Here is a 13,610-nt window from a genome sequence, read left to right as displayed (position 1 = left end):
TTTTTAGGACGAGGTAAAAAGATTGTAGCGTATAGCTGGAAATAGCTCCTAATTACTAATTTGGCCATCAACCATCACCAGTTTTCTGTCGGCCATATTAGCTAAATCTTCATTATGGGTTACAATCACAAAAGTTTGACCAAATTCATCACGTAATTTGAAAAATAATTGGTGCAGGTTTTCTGCTGATGCGGTGTCAAGATTACCAGACGGCTCATCTGCAAATATTATAGCGGGTTTGTTTATCAATGCTCGGGCTACTGCCACGCGTTGTTGTTCTCCTCCTGAAAGCTCATTTGGTTTATGGTTCAACCTGTGTGATAAGCCAAGAAAATCTAATAGCTTTTTGGCTTCAGTTTCCGTCTCTTGTTTGGGTTTATTAGCAATGAAAGCGGGAATGCATACGTTTTCTAACGCTGTAAACTCAGGTAGCAATTGATGAAATTGGAAGATAAAACCGAGGTTCAAATTTCTAAATTTGGATAGGCTTTTATCATTCATCGTTAGAATATCTTCATTATTGATGCGAAGTTCTATTTCTTTTTCTACTGAAGGCTTGTCCAGAGTCCCAAGGATTTGCAAAAGAGTTGTTTTACCGGCTCCGGAAGCCCCCACGATAGAAACAATTTCTCCTTTTTTAATATGTAAATCCACTCCTTTTAAAACATGGAGTTGGTCGTAATATTTGTGCAAATTTTTGGCATATATCATAAGAAGCTATTTCTGCAAAGAAACAAAGATTTAAATGAATATTAAATGGCAGACAAATTAATTTTCATGAGACAAACTATAAAATTTAGTTAATAAGAAATAGGGGAGTCTTTTTAATAGCCTAAATTTGATTTATAATGTGTTATTAGGAACAGGTATATTAGAATTACGCTGAAAATAATTCTAATTTCACATCAGTCGAAATAAAAATAAGGTTGTTTTATCTTAAATTAAAGAAACGAATACAATGAGTATACAAGAAGGAATAGAAGTAGCTACGTTTGCAGGAGGTTGTTTTTGGTGTACAGAAGCTGTATTCTTAGAATTAGAAGGTGTAAACAGTGTTATTTCAGGTTACATTGGCGGAAAGACGATTGATCCAACATACAAAGAAATATGTGGAGGTGAAACAGGGCATGCAGAAGCAATTGAGATTAGTTTTGATTCTGGAAAAATTTCATTTGGAGAGCTTTTGGAAATATTTTTTGCCACTCACGATCCTACGACAATAAATCGTCAGGGAAATGATGTAGGGACGCAGTACCGAAGTGAAATTTTTTATCACAACGAGGAGCAGAAAAAGACAGCTGAAGACTATATTGCTTTAATGACAGCTGAGGATACTTTTGGGAAGCGTATTGTAACTAAGATTTCGCCAGCGTCAAAATTTTATGAAGCAGAAGATTATCATCAGAATTATTATAATGATAATAAATCGCAAGGCTATTGTTCGTATATCATTACTCCCAAAATAGAAAAGTTAAAAAAAGTTTACAAAGATAAACTTAAAAAGTAATGGAGAAAGAAGTGATCGAGGTTAATAGAAATGCTAAAAGGAAAAATCTAGGTTTAGGTATTTTGTTTGATGCCATAGGAATGCTGTCCTTTACGGTGCCTATGGTTGGTGAGTTTTCGGATGTTATTTGGGCACCAATAGCAGCTTATTTGATGACGAGAATGTATAAAGGAACGGCAGGAAAAGTAGGGGGAGTGGTAACATTTCTTGAAGAAATCTTTCCTTTTACAGATTTCATTCCGTCTTTTACGCTAATGTGGGTATACAATTATATTATAAAAAAAGAGAGCGGGAGTTAGGTTTGTTTATTGCTTAAAAAGGAAACCCAATCCCATTCTTTTAAGCATTTTCTTTTCGAAAGTCCAAAAGAATTTAAACTGCCCGAAAAGCGATCCTATTAAGACCAAAAGGACTTGATATAAAGGAAAAATTATAAGCAACCGAACGGGTGTGTACCAGAATCCAAAGTCTTCTTTCATAATTCCCAACCAAAAACAAGCGGGTTTTGATAACCAGGCCGAAGTAGAACCGGTTATCGCAAAGACGATAAATATAATGGCAAGTTGAAAATTGGATTCAATTTTCCAACGCTTTTTTAATTCCTTCATTTTTATTTATAATGATTACAAATATAGTAACATTATCTTGGAGGAACATAGCCAAAAAGTTTTTGTTTAAAGGTATTTTGAAAATAGACCATATAGTTGTAAATTAAATAATTCACTTCATATCCATAATCAACATTTTGATCATAGTTAATGGTCATTTCATAGAGGTTTCGATTGTAACTGAATGGTTGTAGTACTCTTCTGTTCCATTCGCCAACCCACAATATATTTTTGTTCTCTAAATAAGATTGGGAGTGGTAGTTGCGTGGTAAAGATCTTGATGCAAGCCAGGTGCTAAATCCTGCGTCAATTATAATTACTTCATATTCTAGTGCATCATTGGTTATTCGTACTGTATCGTTTTTCATCGAAGAATTTATCTTGTCAGATTTCGCATCAGTATTTTTGACTGAGTTACAACTTAGTAACGTAGCCAAAAGAACAAGCAAGACGTAGGATATGTTTTTCATAATGGATAGATTGAATCTTAAAATTACAAAATTAAATTACTGTGAGTTAATTATTTAACATAAAAAAAGCCAGTAATCTCTGAAAACTGGCTTTTTAAAATTATAACTTTTATTACTTTCCAAATAAACTCCCTAGCGTATCACCAAAGCCGCCACTATTCTTTTTAAGTGCTTCCATGGCATCATTCATATCTACTTTGCCATCGGCATTTTGATCTAAGCCAAATTGGCCTCCGTATTTAGAAATGGTATCCATAATTCCAGCACTATCACCGTTACCAGAGATGGCCGCAATAATATCTGAAATTTCAAAACTAGAGTCATTAGGATCTTTAGCTTTTCCTACAAGTGAGTTCAAAATTTGTGGGATTAAACTAGCCGCTACTCCTGAAGCCGCCGCGCTATTCAATCCGAATTTTTCTCCCAAGTTACCCGTAAGTTGTTCTGTAAGCTTTTGTACTACTGGATTAGATTTATCCTGAGCATTGTTTCCTTGGAATAACTCTGCTAATTGGCTTACGTTGCCTTCTGAAACTATTTTTTGTAATCCAGTAACTATTGAAGAGCTGGCTTCATTTATTACTGCTTCATTTTGTTCATTTGGGATAGCATCATTTTTTACTACTGCATCTATTCCAAATTGTTGTGCTAATTGTGTTAATTGTTCGAACATTTTTAGATTTTTTTTGGTTTGACTACAATTTACAAAAAAAAAGGGGATTATTAAATAAAATTAATAATCCCCTTTTTGTATTTACTTGAAATAATTACTTCAATAAACTTATAATTTGTGAAGCAAGTTCTGTTCCAATTCTATCTTGAGCTTCTCCAGTTGCTGCTCCAATATGTGGAGTCAATGAGATTTTAGAATTCATTAGTATAGTCATTTCAGGAGTTGGTTCGTTTTCAAAAACATCCAATCCAGCAAATAAAACTTTTCCGCTGTCTAATGCTTTTACTAATGCTACTTCATCAATAACACCACCACGAGCACAGTTTACAATACCTACACCATCTTTCATGATAGCTAGTTCTTTTTCTCCAATGATGTAACCATCTTGGGCAGGAACGTGTAAAGTAATGAAGTCAGCGTCTTTAAATAAAGATTCTAGTGATTGAGAAACGATTGAAGTAGTGATAGATTGTCCGTCAAAGAATTCCACTTTAACATCCACTTTTGGGATAAAACTATCTGCAGCAATTACTTTCATACCTAATCCAAGAGCCATTTTTGCAGTAGCTTGACCAATACGACCAATACCTACAATACCAAGAGTTTTTCCTCTTAATTCAACTCCATTAGCGTATGCTTTTTTCAAACCATCAAAGTTTGAATCTCCTTCAAGAGGCATATTTCTATTAGAATCGTGCAAGAAACGTACACCTGAAAATAAGTGAGCAAAAACCAATTCAGCCACTGATTCTGATGAAGATGCTGGAGTATTGATCACGTGAATTCCTTTGCTTTTAGCATAATCCACATCAATATTGTCCATTCCTACACCACCACGACCAATTATTTTTAATCCTGGGCAAGCGTCAATAATATCTTTACGAACCTTAGTTGCACTTCTTACAAGAACTACGTCTACGTTATTTTCGTTTACGAAGTTAGCTACTTGTTCTTGCGCTACTTTTGTTGTAATTACTTCAAATCCACCTTTTTCTAAAGCTAGAATTCCACTTTTTGAAATTCCGTCATTTGCTAATACTTTCATTATTTTATTTCATTGCGAGGAACGAAGTAGTATCGTCCTCATATTTGTCTGTTGTTTTTTAGGAGCTATTCCCGCTATTCGTTACAATCCACGCTAAAAAGCATGGGATTTTCACTACTATCGGGGCTAGTAATCCCAGTAATCATATTATACTTTAGTTTCTAATGCCTTCATAACATCAACTAAAACTTGAACACTTTCTATTGGTAATGCATTATACATAGACGCTCTGTAGCCACCTACTGAACGGTGTCCTGGAAGCCCAGATATTCCTGCTGCTTTCCACATAGTATCAAAAGCTTCAGTATGGGCAGTATCATTTAATAAGAAAGTTGCATTCATGTTAGAACGGTCCTCAACAGCTGCAGCTCCTTTAAATAATGGATTTCTATCTATTTCACCATATAACAATGCCGCTTTAGCGTTGTTTAATTTTTCAACAGCAGCAACTCCTCCAAGGTTTTTCAACCATTGTAAAGTTAATAATGAAGCATAAACAGGAAAAACAGCTGGTGTATTGTACATACTCTCTGCTTTAATATGTTTTTCATAATCTAATATACTTGGAATTGTTCTACCTGATTTACCTAGAATTTCTTCTTTTACGATAACTAAAGTAGTTCCAGCTGGCCCCATATTCTTTTGAGCTCCGGCGTATATAATGTCAAATTTTGTAAAGTCCAATACTCTAGAAAAAATATCAGAACTCATATCGCATACGATTGGCATGTCTAACGATGGAAATTCTTTTATTTGAGTTCCAAAGATTGTGTTATTACTAGTACAGTGAAAATAATCTGCATCGGCAGGTACGGTGTATCCTTTTGGAATGTGATTGTAATTTTCTTCTTTTGAAGAAGCAACAACAACAGTTTCTCCAAAGAATTTAGCTTCTTTTATCGCTCCGCTAGCCCATGTTCCTGAATCAAGGTAAGCTGCTTTACCGCCTTCTTTCATCAAGTTATAAGGAACCATTAAAAATTCTAGACTTGCTCCTCCTGCTAGGAAAAGTGCTTGATATCCTTTGCCTTCTAATCCTAATAATTCTAGTGCAAGAGATCTGGCTTCATCCATTACTGCAACAAAATCTTTACTTCTGTGCGATATCTCTAAAATTGATAAACCAGAATCGTTAAAATTCAATATTGCTTGTGCTGATTTTTCAAAAACTTCTTGCGGTAAAATGCATGGTCCTGCGCTGTAGTTGTGTTTTTTCATGGTGTAGTTTATGTCCGAAAAATTAAAACGCAAATTTCGGGAATAGGACTTTAAAAAGCGTTAATTATTTCGGAATTATTAAACATATTTCCACTATGTTGTTAACAAAAACGAAATAGTATCGACGTTATCTGCATAATTCCATAATTTAGGATGTTGTGTTTGTCCAAAATCAATACTGTTTTCAATCAGTTTATCGCTTACGACACATTGGATTTGCTCACTTTCTGATTCTAACCGCGTTTGTAATTCATTGATATCGTCATAGAACTCATAAAACACACTCGAAATAGGAGAGGCGGGGCTTTTATCTTCTTTTAAAGTCAAAAAACCATTATCTAGCAGTTTGAAATTACTCATTAGAAAAACAGCCTTATTGTAATCGTAATTATTTGCATACTTCTCGTAATGAATGACATCCTGATATTCAAATATAGCTTCAAAAAAGGCATCAAAGGTATATCCTTTTGGTACAAAAAGTTTAGACACATTGCGACATCCTAAACCAAAATAACGGAAGATATCTTCCCCTAAAGCAATTAGTTGCTCTTTAGTTTCTTTTCCGTTTAAAACGGCAACTGAGTTTCTACTTTTTCTAATTATAGAGGGTTTGTCTTTAAAATAATATTCAAAATAACGCGCCGTATTGTTACTTCCAGTGGCAATTACAGCGTCAAAGTTTTCTAATTTACCTTCGACAAAAGTAATTTTATCAGTAAATTTTGGTTCAATCGCTATGATGTATTTAGCCAAAAAAGGAAGAAGGTGTTGGTCGTTAGAGGATGTTTTGATCAAAACGTTATGCCCAGAAATTAAAACGGAAAGGAAGTCATGAAATCCCACTAAAGGGATGTTTCCAGCTAAAATTAAAGCTACATTTTTAGATTCGGTCGTGTCAATACTATAAGCGGAAAGCCATTGATTTAAATTTTCTTCGGTAAGCGCTTTAGCCCAGGATTGAATTGAAAAATATACGTGTTCTGGCGTGTACCAGCCATTATGAGATTGTGATAATTTTATCAGATCAATAAAGGAGTCAAAAAACGGATCGTTGTTTAAAACGTTTGGTTTTTTAATCGTATTATCTTCAGAAAATTGGCTTAAGAATTTCCCTAATTCAACAAAAACACTTTTTTTTGTTTCTAATGTCATAATGTTTGCTTATGAATTGTTTTGATTGTAATTTTGCACAAAAATAAGCTTTAATAAGTCGAAAGTCAAAAGTCTTAAAGTCAAATGTGACTTACCAAGGTTTTTTTTAGCTTGAATAACAAATACTATAGTAAAATGGCAATAATAATAACTGACGAATGTATCAATTGTGGGGCCTGTGAACCAGAGTGCCCAAATACAGCAATATATGAAGGTGCAGATGATTGGAGATATAAAGACGGAACTAAATTAACGGGAAAAGTAATTTTGCCGGATGGTACTGAGGTAGATTCTGATGACGCACAAACGCCAATATCTGATGAAGTATATTACATTGTTCCAGGAAAATGTACAGAATGTAAAGGATTTCATGATGAGCCACAATGTGCCGCTGTATGTCCTGTAGATTGTTGTATTCCTGATGATAATCATGTTGAAACAGAAGAGACATTATTGAGTAGACAAGCATTTTTGCATAACGAATAGACTCTTTAATTGTAAGAATAGAATAGAAACAAAAAATCCTGTTCGCCATGGCGAACAGGATTTTTTGTTTTTAGGGCTGTACGTTAAACTAGTATTTAATTATTTTGTTATAATATAAGTCGTGATGGTTACCGTATCTGTAGCTTCATCATAATTTTCTAAAACTAGATTTCCATCTGCGGTAAAATAACCATAAGATGTTTTATCTTTTGCTTTATAGATGTAATTATTATTTGAAGTTTTTCTTAAAACTGCTGATTTAGTGCCATTAGGGGAGAACATTGTGTATCCGCTATTGTCGCTTGCAACTTGATATTTCTTTCCGTCTAATTCATAGTAGGCAGATCTATCAACAGAAATTACTTTAGTTACTCCGTTTTCTGTAATTTTTGTGGTAGCAGTCACTTCTACCGGACTTTCTTTTATATCCTTGTTTAAAACTTTGGAGTTCGCATCTTTTAGTTGAATTGTTTGAACTTCTTCTACTTCCTTAGTTTGGATTACTTTTTTATCTCCATCAGAATCTTTTACTGTAGTGATATTAGTTGTAACTTCAGTCTTTACATTTTTTTTCTGCGCCTGGATATTTATAGTAAATAAAAAAGCAGCCATTCCTAATATTATAATTTTCATGATATTTATTTTTAATGATTTGTATGTTACAAATTTAAAAGTATCTGACTTTAAAACTGTTACATAATTTCTACAAAAGATTATATTATTCACTCCGAAATAAAAAACGATGAGGCACTATTGAATTGTTTAGGATCTCTTTTTTGCTACAATGACGTAAGTGTCATAAGCATAGGTTTTTCTATCTATTGTTTTTATGATTTCAAACTTATTTAGATACAAAAATAACTGTATTTCATTTAACGTAAACACACGCACTGTCGAGAAATCAGTGGCGATTAATTCTTTTTCCTGTTCTTGAATTATATAATATTTAGCGATCCAATCCAACATGAAGTTTTCCTGCGAAGTGGTTTCCCATGTACTTTCTCTTAGATAGCTAATTCCTTCATGTACTGCTTTATGAATGATAAGAGGGTTTTCATTTGCATAGGGGATAAATCGATTGGCATCTATGAAATCAAAAATAATGACGCCGTCATTTGTAATGTTATTATGAAGAGAAGCAAAAGTTTCGTTCACATCTTCATTAGAAATGAGATAACTAGTAGAACGTCCTGTTATAATTATAGAATCTACTTTTTGTTCGAGATTAAAATTCCGCATGTCGCCGAGGATAAAATGACAATCTTGATTTCTTTCTTCTGCAATAGCAATCATACTTTTGCTATAATCTAATCCGGTATAATTTTGATTGTTTTCTTGAAATCGTTTAGCTAAATTTCCAGTACCGCTTCCTATTTCCAGTACAGTTTTACAATTGTATTCTTGAATTAATGTGTTGTAAAAGTTATATTCTTCATCATAGTCGACAAAGGTCTGATACATGGCGTCATATATAGTGGCCATTTTTCCATCGTATAAGGTAGCCATATGCTTCTAATTTGAGTTGATTAGTTACTAAGAGCGATGTTGCTAAAATGAGTTAACTGTTGCAGTTCAGATTAATAACCTTTAAATTTAGGGAAAATTATGATATAAAAAAAGGGCTATCCAATGGATAGCCCTTTTAAAAATTATTTTAAATAATTAGAATTTATAGTTCAACGATAAATTGAACATAGTTCCTAATTGGCTAAAGTGATACCCATCATACGTCATTTGAGAATAACGTTGGTTAAAAGTAATCAAGTTAGATTGATTTTTTACTTGTGCTGGATCATTTAAGAGTGCAGTACCAGCAGCGTTTTCAGCTTTGAATTCCCATTCTGGTAAAACGTTTAACAAGTTGTTTACATTTAATGATAGTGTAAGTTTCTCAGTTGCAGAAAATGTAACTCCTAAATCAGTAACGATTTTAGGAATAAATTCTGTTCTTAAGTCAGAACTTAGACCAGCTTGGTTAAATGTAGTTTTTCCAAAGTAAGTATTGTTAAGAGAAAAACCGAATTTTCCAACTTCGTAGTTAGATCCTAAAATCCATTTAGTAACAGGTCTTGAAGTAAACATCAAAGATTCAAGTGTTTGACCAAAGTTATCACTCTTTACTGGAGAAATTCTTTCGTTTTGAAACGTTACGTTTCCAGATAAATTGAATCCTAATTTTCCTTCACCTAATTCGATGTTACTGTAATTTGCAACTACATCTAATCCAGAAGTTCTAGAATCGAATGAGTTTTCAAACCAAGCTACATCACCAAATGGAGTTTCTTTAATGTCTCCCAAGATGATTCTATCTTCTACTTTGATGTTGTAATAATCTACAGTGAAATTAAAGTTTCTAGATGGTTTAACACCTATTCCAACAGTAACGTTTGTTGATTTTTCAGCATCCAATTTTGGAACACCTATTAAACGAGCTTGAGGAGAAACGTTATTAATAATACCACTTACTTGAATTCCTTCTCCAGGAACGAAAGAGTATTGTGATTTTTGAGTGTAAATTTGGTGTAATGTAGGGGCTCTGAATCCAGTAGAAACTGATCCTCTAAGTGTTACTTTATCTTCTGCAAATTTATATCTAGAGCTTAACTTCCAAACAGTTGCTCCACCAAAATCGCTATAATCTTCATAACGAACTGTACCGTTGATTAAGAAATCTTCAGTTACGTCAAACGCAACATCAAAATATCCACCTAAGTTGTAACGGTTCCATTTTCCTGAATTTTCAGGTCTGTTTCCAGCAAATGAATCAGCTCCAATACCTTCCCATGATGATTGTTCACCTTCTATAACTTCAAAAGTTTCTGTTCTGATCTCTGAACCAAAACCAATACTGATTTTATCAGATAATATTTTAGAGATATCTAAGTTACCAACAACATGATTGAAAGATGTTCCTCCAGGTTTGAAAAAGATAGGGCTATTTTCTTGATATACATTTGCTCCGTTTCCGTCTTTGATATCTGATCTATTGTGCGAGTTATCTACATTATACGTTTGAGTGTTACCACCAACAGTAATACTTGCATCAGTGTTCCAACCGTTTTGAACCGCTTTGTAACCTAAAGTAGCATTATAGTCATTCAAGTCACCTGTAAAAGTAGGTACATACCCTTGGTAAGATGCTGCTGTTCCGTCTCCAAAGAAATCTTTTAAATAAGGAAAGTCAGACAGCGTTCTCCAGTATGGAGTTCTGTAGTTAGCAAATGAGTTTACTTTTTTGTAAACATAAGCAGCGTTATAATACATTTGAGTATTTTCTGATAAATCAAAACCTCCATTTACCAAGAATTTGGCTGCAGCAGTTTCAGGAGAACCATTAATATTTCCTGCATCTGGCATTTTTGCTAGAAATGATTGTACATCAGCGATATTAGCGCCAAAATCTGCAGCTTCTCCGGCAGCATCAACTGTACCAGGTCTGTTTGCTAAGCTTACTTTAGAGAAATCTAAAGTGTAGTTTATAAACCCTTTGTCTCCAACAGTTGATCCGTTGTTTAAGCTAACTCCTAACATTTCACCGTCACCTTCAGAAGTTACTCCACTTCTTAGTGTAACTGATCCACCATTAGTACTCTTTTTTAAGATGATATTCATTACCCCAGCAATGGCATCAGAACCGTATTGTGCAGATGCACCATCGCGAAGAATCTCTACTCTTTCGATAGCGTCAGTAGGTATAGCTGAGATGTCAGCACCTGTTTCACCACGTCCTGGAGACGTTTGCACATAAAGTAAAGAACTTAAGTTTTTACGTTTTCCGTTGATAAGGATTAAAGTTCTACTAGGTCCCATGTTTCTAATTTCATAAGGATCTAATAAAGAAGTCGCATCATTTACTGGTGTTTGTACCGTGTTAAAAGATGGAATCTTGTATTGTAAAGCTTTGTCAAATGATGCTTGTCCAGTTGAAGCTAAGTCTTTAGCAGAAATTACATCAATAGGAAGAGCAGTCGTGGTGTTACTCCTTTGAGCAGTTCTTGTCCCTGTTACAACAATCTCTTGTAATGCTTGTCCACCTTCTTCAGATAAAACAACATCAATTTTAGAACCAGTAGCAGCTCTTTCTACTTTGGCAAAACCAATGTAGCTAAAAACGATTGTAGCTCCTTCTTTTACTTTTATTTTGTAAGCACCGTCAATATCGGTAGAAACACCGTTATTAGTTCCTTTTTCGACGATGTTAACTCCTGGAAGCGCTGCTCCCGAATTGTCTTTTACTACTCCAGAAATTTCTTTTTGTGCAAAAAGAAAACTGACGTTTAGCAGTAAAAATAATAGTGTGATTTTTTTCATAAATAATTTAATTTGGTTTTTGTTTGGTTTAATTTCGGTGGCAAGATAGGAAATTTTTAACATATATTTAAGGAATCGTTAAGATTTACTTTAAAATATGTGTTATTCTTTTTATATTAATGATAATTTATTGGACTGATAATTTGTTATAATTTTTATTATTAGATATGTAAAAGTGTAAAATAAATTTTGCAATTACATTAATCTGTGGATTATGCTGTCTACGATTTATTATATATTATATTTGCACACTTTTTAAAATTAAATATTAAACTTGTAGCGATTAAACGTTATATGTAAAAGATACTATCATGAAAGCAGGAATTGTAGGATTACCGAACGTTGGGAAATCAACATTATTTAATTGTTTGTCAAATGCAAAAGCGCAAAGTGCAAATTTTCCTTTTTGTACTATTGAGCCTAATATAGGTGTCGTTAATGTACCAGATACAAGAATTGAAAAACTGGAAGAACTAGTTAAACCGGAACGCGTACAAATGGCAACAGTTGATATTGTTGACATCGCAGGTTTGGTTAAAGGGGCTAGTAAAGGGGAAGGTTTAGGAAATCAATTTCTAGGTAACATTAGAGAGTGTAATGCTATTATCCACGTACTTCGTTGTTTTGATAATGATAATATTGTTCATGTTGACGGGAATGTTAACCCAATTAGGGATAAAGAAACGATTGACATTGAGTTGCAGTTGAAAGATCTTGAGAATGTAGAAAAACGTCTAGAGAAAGTAAATCGCGCAGCTAAAACTGGTAATAAAGAAGCGCAAACAGAAAAAGCCCTTTTAGACCGTATCAGAGAGACATTGCTTCAAGCAAAATCAGCAAGAACGGTAACGCCTCAAAACAATGATGAAGAAGTTTTAATGGAGGGTTTTCAATTGATTACGGCAAAGCCAGTGTTGTATGTTTGTAATGTAGATGAAAATTCAGCGGTTAACGGCAATAAATATGTGGATCAAGTTCGTGAGTTAGTAAAAGACGAGGATGCAGAGGTTATTATTCTTTCTGTAGGAGCAGAGGCTGATATTACAGAATTGGAAAGTTATGAAGAGCGTCAAGTTTTTCTTGAAGATATGGGGTTAACTGAGCCAGGTGCTTCGGTTTTGATTAGAGCTGCTTATAAATTATTAAAGCAACAGACTTATTTTACTGCAGGTGTAAAAGAGGTTAGAGCTTGGACGATAGATGTTGGTTCAACTGCGCCACAGGCAGCAGGAGTGATTCATACTGATTTCGAAAAAGGATTTATTCGTGCCGAAGTGATTTCATATGAGGACTTTGTTCATTATGGTTCAGAAGCTAAGGCAAAAGAAGCAGGGAAATTTAAAGTAGAAGGAAAAGAATATATCGTTAAAGACGGAGATGTAATGCATTTTAGATTTAACGTATAGACAGAATATACTTATGAATAATGACAAGCTGCTGGAGAAATTCAGCAGCTTTTTTTATTTCTCAAAGTTTTTAATTGATTGACCTTATGATTTAAGGTTGAATGTTGAATTTGTAGCCTTGTTTTTTAAATTTAGTGGTTCGATTTTAAATTGTAGCGGATTGGTAGGAACTTTTCGTCTTTTAAATAATTAGCTATTAGAAGTTGATTTGAAGGTTGTTTTTTAAACTATAGGACTTTTTGTATGTCATTGGAACATATTTTAAAAAGATAGGCGCAAATCGCTCGATCGAAGTAATGAATAAAGACTTGTATTGTGCTAGTGTCGGACTATAGATACTATTGAATATTTTAATTTTAAAAATGATTAAGGTTTGGTAACTATGTTTGGGATTTTGCTAAATTTTTGAAATGAAAGCAAAAGGCTGTCTGAGAAGAGGGGGTTATAGAAATGATGACAATGAAAAAACCCTTTAAACGTTATGTTTAAAGGGTTTTACTTATACTGGCGGAGAAAGAGGGACTTGTCAACCTCTGTCAAGTCTTAATTTTATTGACTTAGCGTTTGTTTTTCAAAATGAGTGCACCGAATTGTGCACCTTTAAATTTCACTCAATTTAGTACTCGTATTGATGACTCAAATTTAATCAATTTTATTGGAATTTGCACCATTGATTGGTTCAAAATATGGTATGGATAAGTACTATTTTACCAAATAATTATATGTTTAAGCTG

Annotated in this window: 14 protein-coding genes; 4 read left to right on the top strand and 10 right to left on the bottom strand. The window is 33.7% G+C overall.

Translation table 11 applies throughout. From position 1 onward, the window contains the following. Positions 1 to 48: 48 nt before the first annotated feature. On the bottom strand, positions 49 to 711 hold the full coding sequence (locus BLV35_RS11860) for an ABC transporter ATP-binding protein (RefSeq protein ID WP_091090186.1): 663 nt from the start codon (positions 709 to 711) through the stop codon (positions 49 to 51). Positions 712 to 958: 247 nt separating this feature from the next. Between BLV35_RS11860 and msrA the strand changes: the two genes are divergently transcribed. Together msrA and BLV35_RS11850 are read left to right on the top strand one after the other, a co-directional pair. After that, positions 959 to 1,507: a peptide-methionine (S)-S-oxide reductase MsrA gene (msrA, locus tag BLV35_RS11855; protein ID WP_091090182.1), complete on the top strand. Its 549-nt coding sequence runs from the start codon at positions 959 to 961 to the stop codon at positions 1,505 to 1,507. After that, positions 1,507 to 1,806 (top strand): hypothetical protein, encoded by a 300-nt coding sequence (locus tag BLV35_RS11850; protein ID WP_091090178.1) that lies wholly within the window; start codon positions 1,507 to 1,509, stop codon positions 1,804 to 1,806. The genes msrA and BLV35_RS11850 overlap by 1 nt, the downstream gene beginning before the upstream one ends. Before the next feature lie 6 nt (positions 1,807 to 1,812). On the opposite strand, the gene BLV35_RS11845 is transcribed toward BLV35_RS11850, so the two are convergent. The 6 genes from BLV35_RS11845 to BLV35_RS11820 form a co-directional block, all read right to left on the bottom strand. Next, positions 1,813 to 2,115, bottom strand: coding sequence for a DUF6787 family protein (locus tag BLV35_RS11845; RefSeq protein ID WP_091090174.1), 303 nt, complete (start codon positions 2,113 to 2,115; stop codon positions 1,813 to 1,815). A 32-nt stretch (positions 2,116 to 2,147) separates the two neighbouring features. After that, positions 2,148 to 2,585, bottom strand: coding sequence for a DUF6146 family protein (locus BLV35_RS11840; RefSeq protein ID WP_091090171.1), 438 nt, complete (start codon positions 2,583 to 2,585; stop codon positions 2,148 to 2,150). Between the two features lie 112 nt (positions 2,586 to 2,697). Next, positions 2,698 to 3,258 (bottom strand): hypothetical protein, encoded by a 561-nt coding sequence (locus BLV35_RS11835; RefSeq protein ID WP_091090167.1) that lies wholly within the window; start codon positions 3,256 to 3,258, stop codon positions 2,698 to 2,700. Positions 3,259 to 3,352: 94 nt separating this feature from the next. Further along, positions 3,353 to 4,303, bottom strand: coding sequence for a D-2-hydroxyacid dehydrogenase (locus tag BLV35_RS11830; RefSeq protein ID WP_091090163.1), 951 nt, complete (start codon positions 4,301 to 4,303; stop codon positions 3,353 to 3,355). A 147-nt stretch (positions 4,304 to 4,450) separates the two neighbouring features. Then, on the bottom strand, positions 4,451 to 5,521 hold the full coding sequence (gene serC, locus BLV35_RS11825) for a 3-phosphoserine/phosphohydroxythreonine transaminase (protein WP_091090160.1): 1,071 nt from the start codon (positions 5,519 to 5,521) through the stop codon (positions 4,451 to 4,453). A gap of 93 nt (positions 5,522 to 5,614) precedes the next feature. Beyond that, positions 5,615 to 6,673, bottom strand: coding sequence for an acyl-CoA reductase (locus BLV35_RS11820; RefSeq protein ID WP_091090154.1), 1,059 nt, complete (start codon positions 6,671 to 6,673; stop codon positions 5,615 to 5,617). Positions 6,674 to 6,808: 135 nt separating this feature from the next. On the opposite strand from BLV35_RS11820, the gene BLV35_RS11815 reads away from it, so the two are divergent. Beyond that, on the top strand, positions 6,809 to 7,159 hold the full coding sequence (locus tag BLV35_RS11815) for a 4Fe-4S dicluster domain-containing protein (RefSeq protein ID WP_091090150.1): 351 nt from the start codon (positions 6,809 to 6,811) through the stop codon (positions 7,157 to 7,159). Between the two features lie 99 nt (positions 7,160 to 7,258). Here the strand turns inward: BLV35_RS11815 and BLV35_RS11810 are convergent, their stop codons facing one another. The 3 genes from BLV35_RS11810 to BLV35_RS11800 form a co-directional block, all read right to left on the bottom strand. Beyond that, positions 7,259 to 7,792, bottom strand: coding sequence for a hypothetical protein (locus BLV35_RS11810; protein WP_091090146.1), 534 nt, complete (start codon positions 7,790 to 7,792; stop codon positions 7,259 to 7,261). A 129-nt stretch (positions 7,793 to 7,921) separates the two neighbouring features. After that, on the bottom strand, positions 7,922 to 8,665 hold the full coding sequence (locus BLV35_RS11805; protein ID WP_091090143.1) for a class I SAM-dependent DNA methyltransferase: 744 nt from the start codon (positions 8,663 to 8,665) through the stop codon (positions 7,922 to 7,924). 156 nt (positions 8,666 to 8,821) lie between these two features. Beyond that, positions 8,822 to 11,470, bottom strand: coding sequence for a TonB-dependent receptor (locus tag BLV35_RS11800; protein ID WP_091090687.1), 2,649 nt, complete (start codon positions 11,468 to 11,470; stop codon positions 8,822 to 8,824). Positions 11,471 to 11,781: 311 nt separating this feature from the next. Between BLV35_RS11800 and ychF the strand changes: the two genes are divergently transcribed. Then, positions 11,782 to 12,876, top strand: coding sequence for a redox-regulated ATPase YchF (ychF, locus tag BLV35_RS11795; RefSeq protein WP_091090140.1), 1,095 nt, complete (start codon positions 11,782 to 11,784; stop codon positions 12,874 to 12,876). Positions 12,877 to 13,610 lie beyond the last annotated feature (734 nt).

Source organism: Flavobacterium gillisiae (assembly GCF_900107635.1).
Taxonomy (GTDB): domain Bacteria; phylum Bacteroidota; class Bacteroidia; order Flavobacteriales; family Flavobacteriaceae; genus Flavobacterium; species Flavobacterium gillisiae.
This window is presented reverse-complemented; position numbering and strand designations above follow the sequence as displayed.